Here is a 15,526-nt window from a genome sequence, read left to right as displayed (position 1 = left end):
TGATAAACGTGACAGATCGTCCTGCCTTTACTGCCAATTCATCCGTAATGGGTTGTGACGCCGCCTGGCATTGCATAGGCTTGCGCGATTGTTTCGCCTGCGCCGGGCGCAGGGCCGCTTCGAGGAGATAACCGATGGGCTTGAATAACCAGTGGATGCAACGCGACCTCGCGGTGCTGTGGCATCCCTGTACCCAGATGAAAGACCACCAGCAACTGCCGCTGATCCCGATCAAACGTGGCGAAGGCGTATGGCTGGAAGACTTCGAAGGCAAGCGCTACCTCGATGCCGTCAGTTCCTGGTGGGTCAATGTGTTCGGCCACGCCAACCCGCGCATCAACCAGCGCATCAAGGACCAGGTGGATCAGCTGGAACACGTGATCCTCGCCGGTTTCAGCCACCAGCCGGTGATCGAATTGTCCGAACGCCTGGTGGCGATGACGCCTGAAGGTTTGACCCGCTGCTTCTATGCCGACAACGGCTCGTCGTGCATCGAAGTCGCGCTGAAGATGAGCTTTCACTACTGGCTCAACCGTGGCCTGCCGAACAAGAAGCGCTTCGTCACCCTGACCAACAGCTACCACGGCGAAACTATTGCCGCGATGTCCGTGGGCGATGTGCCGTTGTTTACCGAAACCTATAAAGCCTTGCTGCTCGACACCATCAAGGTGCCAAGCCCGGATTGCTACCTGCGCCCCGAGGGCATGAGCTGGGAAGAACACTCACGCAACATGTTCCTGGCCATGGAACAGACCCTGGCCGAAAACCACGACAGCGTCGCCGCCGTGATCGTCGAGCCGCTGATCCAGGGCGCCGGCGGCATGCGCATGTACCACCCGGTGTACCTCAAGCTGCTGCGTGAAGCCTGCGACAAATATGGCGTGCACCTGATTCACGACGAAATCGCCGTCGGCTTCGGCCGCACCGGCAGCATGTTCGCTTGCGAGCAAGCCGGCATCCGCCCGGACTTTTTATGCTTGTCCAAAGCCCTCACCGGCGGTTACCTGCCATTGGCGGCGGTCGTCACCACCGACGATGTGTACGACGCCTTCTACGACGACTACCCGACGTTGCGCGCCTTCCTGCATTCCCACAGCTACACCGGCAACCCGCTGGCGTGCGCGGCAGCCTTGGCGACTTTGGATATTTTCGAAGAAGACAACGTCATCGAAAACAACAAGGCCCTGGCCCAGCGCATGGCCACCGCCACCGCGCACCTGGTGGACCACCCGCACGTGTCGGAAGTGCGCCAGACCGGCATGGTGCTGGCCATCGAGATGGTTCAGGACAAAGCCACCAAAACCGCCTACCCGTGGCAGGAACGCCGTGGCTTGAAGGTGTTCGAGCATGCCCTGGAGCGCGGTGCGCTGCTGCGGCCGCTGGGCAGCGTGGTGTATTTCCTGCCGCCGTATGTGATAACGCCGGAACAGATCGACTTCCTGGCTGAAGTCGCCAGCGAAGGGATCGATATCGCCACCAACAGCACTGTCAGTGTTGCGGTGCCACAAGATTTTCACCCAGGCTTTCGGGATCCGGGTTAATTGAGTTCACTCAACTGATCGGGTGTCGGGTCTACCGCTATCGCGGGCAAGCCCGGCTCCCACAGGTTTTGTATGATCGTTCCCACGCTCCGCGTCCGCTCTGCACACCACTTCCAGAGAACAGAAATGAGACTGTCCCGCTTTTTCACCGACACCCCGCTCAGCATCGGCGACCATGAATTGCCCGAAGCCCAGGCGCATTACATCAGTCGCGTATTGCGCATGGGTGAAGGCGACGCCGTACAACTGTTCGACGGCTCCGGCCAGGAATTCCTCGGCACCTTGCTGGAAGTCGGGAAAAAACGCGTTACCGTGCAACTCACGGAACGCTTTGCGGGCCAGACCGAATCACCGCTGCACATCCACCTCGGCCAAGGCCTGTCCCGGGGCGAGCGCATGGATTGGGCGATCCAGAAAGCCACCGAACTGGGTGTGAATGAAATCACGCCGATTTTCAGCGACCGCTGCGAAGTACGCCTGAAGGACGAACGCGCCGACAAACGTCTGCTGCACTGGCGCCAAGTGGCGATCAGCGCCTGCGAGCAATGCGGGCGTTCGACAGTGCCGGTGATTCACCCGCCGCTGTTACTGGCCGACTGGTTGAAGCAAGCCGAGGCGGATTTGAAGCTGGTGCTGCACCCGGTGGCCGAGCCGATGGTCAGCCACGCCAAGCCATCGAGCCTGGCGTTCCTGATCGGGCCTGAAGGTGGGTTGACCGACGCAGAAGTCGCAACCGCCCAAGCTGCCGGCTTCCACGCCGCCCGCCTCGGCCCGCGGGTGCTGCGCACCGAAACCGCGCCAGTCGTGGCATTGAGCGTGGCCCAGCAACTCTGGGGCGACTTCTAACCTCGCCCGATCGTTCCCACGCTCTGCGTGGGAAAGCCTCCTGTGACGCTCTGCGTCACGACCTCAAATTGGGACGCAGAGCGTCCAAGGCTGCATTCCCACGCGGAGCGTGGGAACGATCATTGCGGCTATCACTCCACCGGGTCACTCACCGGCTTGGCAATTATCGCCTTCAACTCGCTGGTCATCGGAAACTCCAGGTTCAGGCCCTTGGGCGGAATCGGCTGTTCAAACCAACGCTGGTAAATCCCGTTGATCTCCCCGGAGCGGTACAGGTCGGCGAGCGTTTCGTTGACCACCGCTAGAAACTGCGGGTCGTCCTTGCGCAGCATGCAGCTGTAAATCTCCCGCGACTGTTCCTTGCCCACCACCACCCAGTGGTGCGGGTCTCGGGCCTTGGCGCGCTCACCGTAGAGCAACGCATCGTCCATGTAGAACGCCACTGCGCGGCCGGTCTCGAGCATTTTGAACGCTTCGCCATGGTCCTTGGCGCTGATCACAAACATATTGGCTTTGTGGTCGGCGTTGTAGCGCTTGAGAAAGCGTTCATTGGTGGTGCCGGCCGTGGTCACCACATTCTTGCCCTTGAGGTCTTCAAAACCCTGGATGCCACTGTCCTTGGCGGTCAGCAGTTGGCCCTTCACATAGATAAACCCGTAGGAAAACGCCACCTGCCTCTGCCGCTCGGCGGTGACACCGGTGGAACCGCATTCAAGGTCGACGGTGCCGTTTTGCACCAGCGGAATACGGGTCTGAGAGGTCACCAGGTTGTACTTAACATTCAGCTTGGCCACCCCGATTTTCTGCTGGATGCGCTCAACGATCTTGCTCGCCAACTCCACCGAATAGCCCATGGGCTTGCCACTGTTGTCGCTCACGTAGGAAAACGGCACCGAGGCATCGCGATACCCCAAGGTGATCGACTTGGCATTCGCGATTTTGCTCAAGGTGCCGTCCAGCGGGGCTTCATTGGCCTGAACCTGTGCGCCAAACAGCAGCCCCAGGGTGCAGCCGGTCAACAGGATTTTTTTCATTGTTATTCTCCGTTGGTCTTGCGGTTATTTACGTACAGCAATCACGCTGATTTCCACCAGCACCGTCGGGCGCGCCAGTTCGGCCTGCAAGGTGGTGCGTGTCGGCGCCATGCCCGGCGACAACCACGCGGACCACACTTCATTCATGGGTGCAAAACCACTGCCGATGTCTTTGAGGTAAATAGTGGCGTTGAGCACGTGATCCTTGTCGCTGCCGGCTTGCGCCAGCAGTGCGTCGATCCTGGCCAGTACTTCGCGGGTTTGCGTGGCCACATCCTGGCCGTCGCCCGGCACCTGGCCCGAGAGGAACACCAAGTCCTTGAAGGTGACGGCGCCAGAGAGGCGCTCGTTGCTGCTGATTCGAGTGATGGTCATGGCTGCATCCTCAAGCGGCGCGGGGCGTGAGGCCCTGCATATCAATGGAAGGCGCGTGCTCGCTGATCAGTTCGGCCAGCAATTGCCCGCTGCCGCAGGCCAGGGTAAAACCCAGGGCACCGTGGCCCAGGTTCAACCACAGGTTTCGATAGGCGCTGGCGCCGATCAGCGGCACGCCGGTGGGCGTTGCCGGGCGCATGCCGGCCCATTCGACCGCGTGGGTGTAATCGCCGGCCGTTGGGAATGTCTCCATGGCCTGGCGTTTCATCAGCGCCAGACGCTTGGGCTCAAGGCCTGCATCAAAGCCGACGATATCCACCATGGCCGCGACCCGCAGTTGCTCGCCGATGCGCGCATACACGATCTTGCGGTCATAGTCGGTGACACTCACGTTCGGCGCCTGGTGATGCGCGCCAATCGGCACGTTCAGGCTGTAGCCCTTGAGCGGATACAGTGGCAATGACAACCCTGGCAAACCCAATTGCGCGCTGCGATGCCCGGCCGCCAGCACCAGTTGATCCACCGCCATCACCTCGTCACCCAACTCGATGGCCTGCACCGCGCCGTCGGCGTGGCGTATGCGAGTGACCTTGCGGCCCAGCAAAAACCTGCAGCGCCCCGAGGCTTCGAGCCGGGCCGCCAGCCGTTGGCAGAAGGCGTGACAGTCAGCCACCTCCTCGTTCGGCGTGTAGATGCCACCGAGAAAGTCGGCGCCCATTAACGCTGGCTCCAAGTGCGCACAATCGGCCACGGACAACACTTGCTGCTGCACGTTATTGCTGACCTTGCTGCGCGCATGCTCAAAGGAGACGGCGTTACGAAACGTCACCAGTTTGCCGTTGCGGCGCCAATCGAAGCCCTCCAGGCGATCGCCTTCGCGCCATTGCTCCAGCGTGGCCTGGCTCAAGGACGCCAGGCGCAGCAGGTGCGCGGCATTGCGCGTGTTCACCGAGCCACGGCAGGCGCCGATAAAGGCCGCCATCCAACGCCATTGCTGCGGGTCGAGACGCGGGCGCAGCTTCAGCGGCGAATCACCGCGCAGCAACCAGCCGATGGCTTGCAGCGGCACACCTTTGTCGGCCAACGGCGCGACATAGCGGTAGGACAGTTGCCCGCCATTGGCGAAACTGGTCTCGCTGCCGAGGCTGTCCCGCGCGTCGATCACTGTCACCTCATGGCCTGCACGCACCAGGGCATAGGCGCTTGCCAAGCCGATAACGCCACCACCGATGATGCAAACCCGCTTGGCCATTGCTGCCACCCGCTATTGAATTGACTGGCACCAAGCCTAGGGCCAGGTGACAGGTCGCCGACAATGAATAAAGATGGGTCATCTATAAACAAAGGTTATGGACTTGCCATGCGCCTGCGTCATATCGAAATCTTCCAGGCCATCCGCCAGACCGGCTCCGTCAGCGCCGCCGCGCAGCTGTTGCACGTCTCGCAACCGGCGGTGACCAAGGTGCTGCAGCACGCCGAGTTGCAGTTGGGCTTTGCGCTGTTTTTACGGGTGCGCGGCAAACTGCAGCCCACACCGGAAGCGCTGGCGCTGGAAAGCGAAGTCGAGAAAGTCACCGAAAGCCTGCAAGGCGTGCGGCGCCTGGCCAAGAGCCTGCGCCGTGAGCCGGGTCAAAGTGTGCGTATTGGTGCGATTCCGGCACTGGCCCTGTCGCTGCTGCCGCCGGCGATTCTGGAATGGAAGCGCGACTACCCGGACATTGCCTGTGAGCTGTCCAGCGACCACAGCCGCGAGCTGGTGCAGAAGCTGTTGATGCGTGAGATTGACCTGGCGCTGACGCTGAACTTCTCCGGCCATCCTGGGCTGACCACGCAAGTGCTGGCCAATGGGGTCTTGGTGGCGTTGGCGTCAAAGGGTTATTGGTCGGATGCCGAGCTGAGCACGCCCCTGCCATTGGCGGACCTGGCGGGTGCGCCGTTGATTGGCCTGTCGAGTGCCGACCCGTTGGCCGCCAAGCTCGACAGCTACCTGGAAAACGTCGACCCACCGCCACGGGTGAGCATTGCCGTACAGACCTATTCCCTGGCCCGGGCGATGGTGGAGTCAGGTGCCGGGTTGACGGTGATCGACCCGTTTACCGCCCTCGGCGCGTCAACGGCGACCACCTGCATTCGCCCGCTCACGCCGCCGTTGCCGATCACCCTGTACGCCCTGACCCGCGCGAATGAGCCGCCGCCGCATATGTTGGCGAACCTGTTGGACATTTTCGGCAACCGAGCGCGAGAGCTGCTGGAACGCTTGTAATGTGGGAGCTGGCTTGCCTGCGATAGCGGTATTGAATGTGCCGACGCTATCGCAGGCAAGCCAGCTCCCACACAAGCCAGCTCCCACAGGTCAGAGCACGTAGTGCATGATCGCCACAAAGTGCAGCAAACTGCCGCCGATCACAAACAAATGCCAGATCCCATGGGAATGCCGCAGGCGATCCTCCAGGGCAAAAAAGATGATGCCGACGGTGTACAACACCCCGCCCAACGCCAGCCAGATAAACCCCGCCGTGCCCAGCGCGGCAATCAGTGGCTTGACCGCCACCAGCACAATCCAGCCCATCACCGCGTAGATCACAATCGACAGAATCCGCGCCTCAGACCTTGGCTTGATCTCCTGCAAAATGCCGATCACCGCCAGCCCCCACACGATTCCAAACAGCGTCCAGCCCCACGGCCCGCGCAGCGTCACCAGGCAAAAGGGGGTGTAGCTGCCGGCAATCAGCAGGTAGATCGAAAAGTGATCAACCTTCTGCATGATCTCTTTTCGCCGCCCCTGCACGCTGTGGTACACGGTGGACGCGCTGTACAGCACCAGCAGGGTAAAACCATAAATCGCCACGCTGACGATCTTCCAGGGGCTGCCGTCCAGGCTCGCCACCACCAACATCCACACTGCGCCGACAAACGCGGCGACCGCCCCGGCCAAATGGCTCCAGGCGTTGAATCGTTCCCCGTGATACATGTGTCACTCACCTCGAATAACCGTTACCACATGGTTGTGCCAGGACCATTCTGACGCTACCGGCACTGTTACAGGTAACACGCATTTCTGCCTTTGCCCAACGACCCCGTGCCGATGGATCACTCACTGAGTCCTGTGGGAGCTGGCTTGCCTGCGATAGCGGTGTGTCAGCCCATCATTCAATAATTGACAGACCTCATCGCAGGCAAGCCAGCTCCCACATACGGCAATCTCCATGGCCCGGCCCCAATATCGCCACCTGCATGGCTTGCCGGGTGCGATTGTGACCGTGCGCGGGCTGTACCTGTTCCCTTCGGTACACCCGCCTGGTGCTGGGCCTGTGCAGCGCATGGCTGGGAGTGAACGGGTTTTAGGGGCACAATCGACGGCATTCGAACCCGAGCCACGGCCATGCTGATCGACGAAGAATTCACCCTCAAGAAACTGGAAATCTTCCTGGCATTCATGCGCACCGGCAACCTGGCCCGCGCCGCTGCCGAGCTGCAAACCAGCAACGTCAGCGTACACCGCGCCATCCACTCCCTGGAAAACGCGCTGCGCTGCCCGCTGTTCAAGCATGAAGGGCGCAACCTCACGCCGCTGGAAAGTGCCTACGTGCTCGAAGAACGCGCGCAGAAACTGGTCGCCGATGTGGTCGACAGCGTGCGCCTGACCCGCGAAGCCGCCGGGTTTTCCGCCGAGCGCTTCAAGCTGGGCTCGCTGTATTCGCTGACGGTCAAAACCGTGCCGCAATTGATCATGGGCCTTAAAATCAGGCGCAGCGAACTCAATATCGACCTGATCCTGGGTTCCAACTTTGACTTGCTCTACAAACTCAAGAACATGGAAGTCGACGCGATCCTCATCTCCCTCGACGACCACGCCAACGACCCCGACTGCGAACAGATCGCGCTGTTTTCCGACGACATCTTCCTCGCCACTCCAGCCGATTCACCCTTCGACCGTGAACAGCAAATCGACCTGGCGGATGTGCGCGACGCTACTTTCATTACCCTCACCCAAGGCTTCGCCACCCATCAGGACGGCAATCGGGTGTTCAAGCAGGCGGGGTTTGAGCCGAAGGTGGCGATGCAGGTGAACGACATTTTTACGCTGCTGAGCATGGTCAGTTCAGGCGTGGGTTATGCGTTGCTGCCAGGGCGGATTGCAGCGGTGTATGAGAACCGCGTGAAGCTCATACCGCTGCAACCCCGGTATCGGTTGCAGCAGCATATTGGCGTGGTGTTTTTGAAGGCCAAGGAGCGTGATCCGAACTTGCTGGCGTTGCTGGCGGAGTGTCGGATGTATGCCAACCGCCAAACCTGACACCGATCGTTCCCACGCTCTGCGTGGTAATGCAGCCCTGGACGCTCCGCGTCTGCTCTTAAAGGCGTGACGCGGAGCGTCACATGAGGCATTCCCACGCGGAGCGTGGGAACGATCATTGATGAGGCCGGCTCAGGTCAGCCCACCAACCCGCGCATCAGCAAAAACAGCAACGACGGTCCCAGCAGACAGCCCAGCGCCGTGTAAAACGCCGCCGTCAGGCAACCATATGGCACCAGCTTCGGATCGGTCGCTGCCAAACCACCGGCCACGCCGCTGGACGTGCCCATCAGTCCGCCGAAAATCACCGCACTGCGTGGGTTATTCAGCCCGATCAACGGCGCTACAAACGGCGTCATCACCATCACCAGAATGGCCTTGATCAACCCGGCGGCAATCGACAGCGCCATGACCTCGGAGCTGGCACCAATCGCCGCGCCCGTCACCGGGCCAACGATGTAGGTCACGGCGCCCGCACCAATAGTGGTGAGGCTTACGGCATCGGTATAACCAAACGCCAGCGCCACTCCAACGCCAGCCACGAACGACGAACCCACGCCGACAAACAGCGCCAGCACGCCCACATAACCGGCGCGCTTGAGTTCATCCACACTCACGCCAAACGCCGTGGCAACAATGGCAAAGTCCCGCAGCATCGCGCCGCCCAGCAAGCCGATGCCCGACAGCAACGGAATATCCACAACACCCTTGGCGCCGCCGGTAAACGCGCCGCCCACATACGACAGCACCAGCCCGAGCAAAATGGCGATGGCCGAACCGTGCAGCCGGCCTTTGGTGAAGGTGTCGGAGATCCAATAGGACACCCACATGGTCAGGCCGATCACGGCAAAACCACTGATCAGGCCGTAGCCGGTGATCACTTTCATCATGGATTCGTACATGGCGATCACCCGGCTTCTTTAGTGGGAACAACCGCAACAGGCTTGCGGTTGCCGATGCGCACTAACACCGGTACCAGGGCAAAACCCAGCACTACAGCGAGCGTGCCGGCCAGAATCGCCATCGGCCCGCCCTTGATTGCGCCGTACACGTTTTGTTGGGCCGCCATCGCTACCACAATAGGGATATACACCGCCGCCCAGAAGCTCACGCCCTGCTCCGACTTGCCGGTAAACAGCCCACGTTTACTGAGGTAACTGCCCAGGCCGATCAACAGCAACATGGCGATACCCACCCCGCCGACGTTGGCCGGAATACCCATCCACTTGCCCAGCAACTCACCGATAAACAGGCCGATCAACGTACACAGCGCCAGAAACGCCACACCGTAAATAATCATTGTTGTTGTCCTCGAAGTGCTTCATCGAAATTGTTGTTTTTGTGCTTCGAAAGCCTTGGGTGGTGCTTTATCGGTGGCGGCGCTCCTCCTCTTGCAGCAGGGCCTGCAAGGTGTCCAGGCGTGCGCCTTCATAGGCGATTACGCTGCCTTGCTCGAAGACACGGCGGGACAGGCCAGTGAGTACCGCGCCAGGCGGCAATTCGATTTGCAGGCGCACACCACGCTCGTAGGCGCTTTGCACGGTGCCGCGCCAGTCGACGATGCGGCACATGTTGAAAGCCAGGTCGTCGCGCAGTTGCTCGGGGTTGTGGATCGGCCGCGCGCGGGTGCTGCTCAGGTAGGTAATGCGCGGCGCCTTGAGCGTTACAAACGCCTGCGCCAATGCCTCGGCGGGTTCGTTCAGCAGCACGCAATGGGATGGCACGCTCACGGCCAGGCGCTTGGCCACGCCGTTGCCTTTGATGCGTTGCGCGACACGCTGCATGGCTTCGTCACTGCCGGCGATGACGGTCTGGTTGTCGGCGTTGATGTTGGCCAGGTACACCGGGGTTTGCGGGCTGTGGATTTCAGCCAGCAGCGTTTCGACTGTGGATAACTGCGGGCCGAGAATCGCGGTCATGCCAAAGCCTTGTGGATAAGCGTTTTGCATCAGTTCGCCGCGCAGGCTCACCAGCTTTACCGCGTCAGCAAACTCCAGCGCACCAGCGATGACGGCTGCCGGGTAGGCGCCGATGGACAGGCCCGCCACGTAATCAGGCGTGCGTTGCAATTGGCGGGCGTGGGCCACACCGGTGATCAACAGGCAGAGTTGCACGGCGCGAGTGTTGGCCAAGGCTTGGACTGAGTCGAGCTGGCTTACGTCTTCGCCCAATGCATCACTGGCTTCTTCCAGGACGTGATCAGGCAACGCTTGAAGCATGCCCGCGCGTTGGGCACCCTGCCCCGGAAATACCAGAAGGCTGCTCATGCCACGGCCTGCCAAGGGTCAAGTACCAGGTGCGCGCCGTGGGTGGTTTTAAGCAGCACCCGGCGTGATTCGCCAGCCCATTCACGCAAGGCGACAGCGCCAAACGGGGTTTGCAGTTGCAGGTCGACAGCGCATTCGGCCGAGTCCAACAACGCCAACAGATTGCGTGCGGCGTTGCGCTCAAGTGGCTCGGGTGTGCACAGCATCAAATCCAGATCGCTTTGGGCATGCAGTGCTTCAATGCCGCTGGCCAGCTCGAAACCTGCACTGCCGGTGACGCCCCAGTCCTGCTGCGCCAGCACTGGGCGCAGATGATCAAGCGCGCGCAATGCCGGTAGATCCCGCGACGAGACCACACTGCGCAAATCTTGCGGCGTCACGCGTCGTTGCACTGCCACAAGGGGCATCAGCGCCGCAAAGCGCTGCTCACGCAAGCGCCCGCGCACACCCACAGCCACGTCACCCGGCTCGACCGTGGCGCGACGCACCACCACCGGGTGACCGGCGCTGATCACCTCCAGCACCCAGGCCGGCGCATCAGCGGGCAGATGCGCCGGGGTCATGCCCCAGAGCAAGTCGTGGGCGTTCACCATTGCTCCCGCAGCAGTTGGCGTACGTGGCTTGAGGCGGCGCGATTGCTCGCACCGAGGCGCCCTTTCAGATCCGGGCTGTGGATATCTTCAATGGCGTGCAGCAGGCAATCGCTGACCCGCGTCACGTCGTCCGCGGTGGGCTGTTCAATCTGGCTGACCGACAGGGTTTCCCAGAGCAAACCCAGGCTGGCATAGCTGTCAATGTCATAGGCCATGGGCGGCACGCTGGCGGCCAGGGCCTCGAGTTCTTCAACACTGCGCAAGGTCACCCGCGCCGCCGAGGCCTTGCCCATTGCGTGCACCATCACGCCAGGGTCACGCAGGGCGATCATGCGGTTAGCCTGATAACCGTGAGCAAGGAATGCACCGGACATGGCTTTGCCCACCAGCAGCGCAATCACCGGGTGCCCGGCCAAGCGAGCACGGGCATAGCTGTCGGCGGCGGCGGCCAGGGCCTGATGGATGCCGAGGGCTTCTTCGCGACGGCCGTAGGCTTGGCTGGGTACATCGACGATAGCGATGATGGGGCGTTTGTCGCCCTTCTCGATGGCTTCGTCGACAGCCTTGGCAAGGCCCCAGCCCTCCAGTAAACCGACTTCGCCGTTGCGCGCACGCGGGAAACGATTTTGCGCATCGGTGACCACGGCAATAAAGCGCACGGCCTGTTCACCCACTACGCCGTCTGCAACCTTCAATGAGTCGGGCAACCCTTCGACAGGCGTTGCGCCGGAGCTCAATGCGTTGAACCACTGCAAGCCTCTCATGGACGTTCTCCTTGATACAGGTCGCACACCGTCGCGGGATCTATTTGCGGCGCAGCGTTCAGCTCAGTGAGGCGCGCCAGGTAGAAATCGATCTGACGGCTACGCTGTTGCTCGGGCAAACCCTGTTGCAGCAAGGCGCTGACGGTCTGTTGGATCTGCGCCACATCGTCGGCCACATAACGGTCGGCCAGGCCGCTGTTAAAACGCTGCTCGCCGCCGGTAAAGCTCCAGATAAACGGCCGGTCGCGGGAGTCGTACTCTTCCAGCCCCGCTTCCTGCTCGATCACTTGTGGGCCATTCAAGCCCAGGCGTGCTTCGCGGGTGACCACCAGATAACTGCACAACCCGGCGGCGATGGACATGCCACCAAAACAACCAACACTACCCGCCACCACGCCGACGACCGGCTGGTACTGGCGCTGGTCGACAATCGCCGCATGGATATCGGCAATCGCAGCCAAACCGAGGTTGGCTTCCTGCAAGCGCACGCCGCCGGTTTCCAGCAGCAGCACGGCACGGGTCGGAACACCGTTGCGGTTGTCTTCAGCCGCCAGTTCGAGGGCACCGGCGATTTTTGCGCCGCCCACTTCACCGAGGCTGCCGCCCTGGAAATTGCCTTCAATGGCAGCAATCACCACCGGCAACCCGGCGATGCTGCCTTTAGCGATCACCACGCCGTCATCCGCTTGCGGCACCACGCCTTGGCGGCTGAGCCAGGGCGACATCACGCGTTGGAACGGGTCGATCAGTTCGCGGTAAGTGCCGCTGTCCAGCAACGCCTTGGCTCGCTGCCGCGCACCGAGTTCGACGAAGCTGTGCTTGTTGAGTAAATCAGTCATGGCCGATCTCCTCGAAACCCTGTTCCAGGCGCAAACGCACCACGCCGGGGGTGGCGCCGAAGTCGTGAATATCAATCTTCAAAGCCGGTGGCGTCTGCTCCTGGAAGATCCGTTCGAACAGATGCTGCCAGCGTTGCTCGGCGCCATTCACGGAGGTCTGCACTTGAATGGTCAGCGTGCCGGGCGTGCCCGGTTCCAGCAACACTTCCAGGTCGCCGGAGCCGACGCAACCCACCAGCGCACGGCCTTTGGGCGGCTGCCCGGCGGGGAATTCAAAGGATAAGGTTTCCATCACAACGCTCCGTCGAGGCGGTCGATAAACAGGCAGGCGGCCAACAGGTCGGCGGCGCCGCCGGGGGAGGCATTCAGGGCCAGGAGTTGCTGGTCAAGGTCGTGCAGTTGGCGACGCCCGGCGAGGCTCGCGCTGCCGCCAGCGTCCAGCACCGCCTGGGCGCCGCGTTGCATGGCGCGCAGGCCTTCGGTGCCGGCTCGGTAGAGCACGCAGGTGTCGGCCAGGTCGGTCATGATCGCGAGCAAGGCGTCCAGGCGCGCATTCTGTTCACCGGCGTTTTGCCGGCGGCTTTTGTGCAACTGCGGCAGGCCGCGTTGCACCACGGCAGGGAAGCCCAATTGCGCTTCTTCACGGGCACCGCGTGCGCCGTAGCGTTGCGCGACTTGCGCGCCATGGCTCAGCGGTTGCGGGGCGTAGCGGTCAGTGAGCAAGGCCAGTTTGGCGGCGGTGAGCGTGACAGCGCGTGGCTCCAGAGCCGCTGCGGCAGTGAGCAAACCGAGGGCCCAGATCGCGCCGCGATGGGTATTCACGCCTTGGGTGGTGGCGAGCATGGCTTGCTCACCTTCGCGCCCGATACGCCCGAGGGCTTCGCGCAAGGGCAAACCCACTTCACCGAACTCAAGCGCCGCTTCGGCCATTTCCTTGAACATCGGCCACAACGACAGCGCCGAGGCGTGCATCAGGCCCAGGTGCAAATCGCTATGGGCGCCATTGCCGCGACGGTCTACCAATGCGGGTTTGGGTGACAGGTCAGCCTCATCAATCAAGGCATCCACGGCCATATCCGCCAGGCGATCGGCGAGGCTCAGTTCATGCAGTTTGAGGGCGCGCATTTACCAGCTCCTGAACTTGGCGGGCGGGTTATACAGGCCACCGGACCAGTCCACCAGGTCGGCCACGCTCTTGGCGGCGAGCAGCTCGCGGGTGGCGTCGGTGCGGCGGATGCCGAGGTCTTCGGGCAAGGCGATCAAGCCTTCGCGGCGCATGCGCGCAGTGTCCTTGGGGTTGTGGCGCATGCCGATGGCGGTGACGCCTGCAACGGCGGCGATCATCGCCTGGCGCTCTTCCAGCGAGCGTGCCTTATACAAATAGGCGATGCCTTCTTCGGTGAGCAGGTGAGTGACGTCGTCGCCGTAGATCATGATCGGCGCCAGCGGCATGCCGCTTTTGCGCGCGACCTCCACAGCGTCGAGGGTTTCGACGAAGGTGGGTTTGCCACCTTCCTGGAAGGTCTCGACCATTTGCACCACAAGCTTTTTGCCGCGTTCCAGCAAGGCCTCCGGCGCGTCGTCGTGGCGCATATCGAGCCAGGCCGGCGTACCGTGACGGCGGCCGCGTGGGTCGTGGCCCATGTTCGGCGCGCCACCAAAACCGGCAAGACGGCCACGGGTCACGGTGCTGGAATGCCCGTCGCCATCCACTTGCAGCGTGGCGCCGATAAACAGGTCCACCGCGTATTGGCCGGCCAGTTGGCAGAACATCCGGTTGGAACGCATCGAGCCGTCGCGGCCGGTGAAGAACACATCCGGGCGGGCGGCGATGTAGTTTTCCATGCCCAGTTCGGTGCCGAAGCAATGCACGCTTTCCACCCAGCCGCTTTCAATCGCGGGGATCAGAGTTGGGTGCGGGTTGAGGGTCCAGTTGCGGCAGATCTTGCCCTTGAGGCCCAGGGACTCGCCGTAGGTCGGCAGGATCAACTCAATGGCGGCGGTGTTGAAACCAATGCCGTGGTTGAGCGACTGCACATTGTGTTTTTCGTAGATGCCACGGATCGCCATCATCGCCATCAGCACATGCACCGGCTTGATATGACGCGGGTCGCGGGTAAACAGCGGTTCGATGTAGAACGGCTTGTCGGCCACCACCACAAAATCCACCCAGCTCGCCGGGATGTCGACACGGGGCAAGTCAGTGACATCGTCGACCAACTGGTTGACCTGCACGATGACGATGCCATCGCTGAACGCAGCGGGTTCGATCAGCGCCGGAGTGTCTTCGGTACTGGCGCCGGTGTAGATATTGCCGGCGCGGTCGGCCATGAAACCGGCCGAAAGCACCACGTTGGGGATCAGGTCAACCACCAGCCGTGCGTAGAGTTCGATGTAGGTGTGGATCGCGCCGATTTCCAGCAGGCCATCTTCGAGCAACTGGCTGATGCGCAGGGACTGGGTGCCGGCGAAGGAGAAATCCAGCTTGCGCGCGATGCCCTTTTCAAACAGGTCCAGGTGCTCGGAACGGCCGACACTGGGCATGATCATGTGCAAATCGTGGAGCTTGGTCGGGTCGGCCTTGGCCAGTGAGCGCGAGAGAAAATCGGCTTGCTTCTGGTTATTGCCCTCCAGCACCACCCGGTCGCCGGGGAGGATCAGCGCTTCCAACGCCTCGACGATTTTGTCACTGGGCAACACTGCCCCGTCTGCGTACTTTTTGACCAGCCCGAGCCGCCGCCGCTTCTCGTCGCGCCGCCGCGTCCAGCGCGAATCGGGGGTGATGGTTGTTGTCATGGTCGCTCCACGGGGTTTGCTGTCGTGGGCTGTACCTTAGGAGTGAATGTGGGGGGCATCAATCAAGCCCGGCGGTGGATCGTTACGGCTGGAGTAACGGAACATCAGTGAATGCTGGATTCAAGCCAAATGAAAATCAAAGGTGGGAGCTGGCTTGCCTGCGATGGCGGTGGG

General features: G+C 61.8%; 18 protein-coding genes. 5 read left to right on the top strand and 13 right to left on the bottom strand.

Annotated features, from left to right (window positions below):
• Positions 1-134 precede the first annotated feature (134 nt).
• Positions 135-1,541, top strand: a complete 1,407-nt coding sequence (locus AOA62_RS28620; RefSeq protein WP_099550354.1) for an adenosylmethionine--8-amino-7-oxononanoate transaminase — start codon at positions 135-137, stop codon at positions 1,539-1,541.
• A 126-nt stretch (positions 1,542-1,667) separates the two neighbouring features.
• Positions 1,668-2,387: a 16S rRNA (uracil(1498)-N(3))-methyltransferase gene (locus AOA62_RS28615; RefSeq protein ID WP_017139421.1), complete on the top strand. Its 720-nt coding sequence runs from the start codon at positions 1,668-1,670 to the stop codon at positions 2,385-2,387.
• A 131-nt stretch (positions 2,388-2,518) separates the two neighbouring features.
• Here the strand turns inward: AOA62_RS28615 and AOA62_RS28610 are convergent, their stop codons facing one another.
• From AOA62_RS28610 to AOA62_RS28600, 3 genes are read right to left on the bottom strand one after another with little or no spacing between them, the layout of a single operon-like run.
• Positions 2,519-3,421 (bottom strand): transporter substrate-binding domain-containing protein, encoded by a 903-nt coding sequence (locus AOA62_RS28610; protein ID WP_099550353.1) that lies wholly within the window; start codon positions 3,419-3,421, stop codon positions 2,519-2,521.
• Positions 3,422-3,445: 24 nt separating this feature from the next.
• On the bottom strand, positions 3,446-3,796 hold the full coding sequence (locus tag AOA62_RS28605; protein ID WP_017139422.1) for a RidA family protein: 351 nt from the start codon (positions 3,794-3,796) through the stop codon (positions 3,446-3,448).
• A gap of 10 nt (positions 3,797-3,806) precedes the next feature.
• The gene (locus AOA62_RS28600) at positions 3,807-5,048 is read right to left on the bottom strand and encodes a D-amino acid dehydrogenase (RefSeq protein ID WP_099550352.1); all 1,242 of its coding nucleotides are present in this window, start codon (positions 5,046-5,048) and stop codon (positions 3,807-3,809) included.
• Between the two features lie 108 nt (positions 5,049-5,156).
• On the opposite strand from AOA62_RS28600, the gene AOA62_RS28595 reads away from it, so the two are divergent.
• Complete coding sequence (locus AOA62_RS28595; RefSeq protein ID WP_099550351.1) at positions 5,157-6,059, top strand: LysR family transcriptional regulator; 903 nt, start codon at positions 5,157-5,159, stop codon at positions 6,057-6,059.
• A gap of 90 nt (positions 6,060-6,149) precedes the next feature.
• Here the strand turns inward: AOA62_RS28595 and AOA62_RS28590 are convergent, their stop codons facing one another.
• Positions 6,150-6,767, bottom strand: a complete 618-nt coding sequence (locus tag AOA62_RS28590) for a hemolysin III family protein (protein WP_099550350.1) — start codon at positions 6,765-6,767, stop codon at positions 6,150-6,152.
• A 235-nt stretch (positions 6,768-7,002) separates the two neighbouring features.
• On the opposite strand from AOA62_RS28590, the gene AOA62_RS31605 reads away from it, so the two are divergent.
• Together AOA62_RS31605 and AOA62_RS28585 are read left to right on the top strand one after the other, a co-directional pair.
• Positions 7,003-7,185, top strand: coding sequence for a hypothetical protein (locus AOA62_RS31605; protein WP_143521932.1), 183 nt, complete (start codon positions 7,003-7,005; stop codon positions 7,183-7,185).
• Positions 7,179-8,093, top strand: coding sequence for a LysR substrate-binding domain-containing protein (locus AOA62_RS28585; RefSeq protein WP_017139426.1), 915 nt, complete (start codon positions 7,179-7,181; stop codon positions 8,091-8,093). Before AOA62_RS31605 ends, AOA62_RS28585 begins: the two co-directional genes overlap by 7 nt.
• Before the next feature lie 137 nt (positions 8,094-8,230).
• On the opposite strand, the gene madM is transcribed toward AOA62_RS28585, so the two are convergent.
• The 9 genes from madM to mdcA all read right to left on the bottom strand — a co-directional run bounded on the left by madM (position 8,231) and on the right by mdcA (position 15,352).
• Positions 8,231-8,995: a malonate transporter subunit MadM gene (gene madM / locus AOA62_RS28580; RefSeq protein ID WP_026013868.1), complete on the bottom strand. Its 765-nt coding sequence runs from the start codon at positions 8,993-8,995 to the stop codon at positions 8,231-8,233.
• Between the two features lie 5 nt (positions 8,996-9,000).
• Entirely contained in the window at positions 9,001-9,393 is a 393-nt protein-coding gene (gene madL / locus AOA62_RS28575) for a malonate transporter subunit MadL (protein ID WP_017139428.1), read from the bottom strand.
• Between the two features lie 67 nt (positions 9,394-9,460).
• Positions 9,461-10,360, bottom strand: coding sequence for a malonate decarboxylase subunit epsilon (gene mdcH, locus AOA62_RS28570; RefSeq protein WP_099550349.1), 900 nt, complete (start codon positions 10,358-10,360; stop codon positions 9,461-9,463).
• Complete coding sequence (locus AOA62_RS28565; protein WP_099550348.1) at positions 10,357-10,953, bottom strand: malonate decarboxylase holo-ACP synthase; 597 nt, start codon at positions 10,951-10,953, stop codon at positions 10,357-10,359. Before AOA62_RS28565 ends, mdcH begins: the two co-directional genes overlap by 4 nt.
• A complete protein-coding gene (gene mdcE, locus AOA62_RS28560; RefSeq protein ID WP_099550347.1) occupies positions 10,947-11,717 on the bottom strand; it encodes a biotin-independent malonate decarboxylase subunit gamma in 771 nt (256 codons plus the stop codon). Before mdcE ends, AOA62_RS28565 begins: the two co-directional genes overlap by 7 nt.
• Complete coding sequence (locus tag AOA62_RS28555) at positions 11,714-12,556, bottom strand: biotin-independent malonate decarboxylase subunit beta (RefSeq protein WP_099550346.1); 843 nt, start codon at positions 12,554-12,556, stop codon at positions 11,714-11,716. The genes mdcE and AOA62_RS28555 overlap by 4 nt, the downstream gene beginning before the upstream one ends.
• A complete protein-coding gene (locus AOA62_RS28550) occupies positions 12,549-12,848 on the bottom strand; it encodes a malonate decarboxylase subunit delta (protein ID WP_017139433.1) in 300 nt (99 codons plus the stop codon). The genes AOA62_RS28555 and AOA62_RS28550 overlap by 8 nt, the downstream gene beginning before the upstream one ends.
• On the bottom strand, positions 12,848-13,681 hold the full coding sequence (locus tag AOA62_RS28545) for a triphosphoribosyl-dephospho-CoA synthase (protein WP_099550345.1): 834 nt from the start codon (positions 13,679-13,681) through the stop codon (positions 12,848-12,850). The genes AOA62_RS28550 and AOA62_RS28545 overlap by 1 nt, the downstream gene beginning before the upstream one ends.
• Positions 13,682-15,352, bottom strand: coding sequence for a malonate decarboxylase subunit alpha (mdcA, locus tag AOA62_RS28540; protein WP_099550344.1), 1,671 nt, complete (start codon positions 15,350-15,352; stop codon positions 13,682-13,684).
• Positions 15,353-15,526: the final 174 nt, after the last annotated feature.

The sequence above is a fragment of the Pseudomonas sp. 2995-3 genome (assembly GCF_002742565.1).
GTDB lineage: Bacteria > Pseudomonadota > Gammaproteobacteria > Pseudomonadales > Pseudomonadaceae > Aquipseudomonas > Aquipseudomonas edaphica.
Note: the sequence above shows the minus strand (reverse complement) of the source record. Positions and strands in the feature narration are given on the sequence as shown.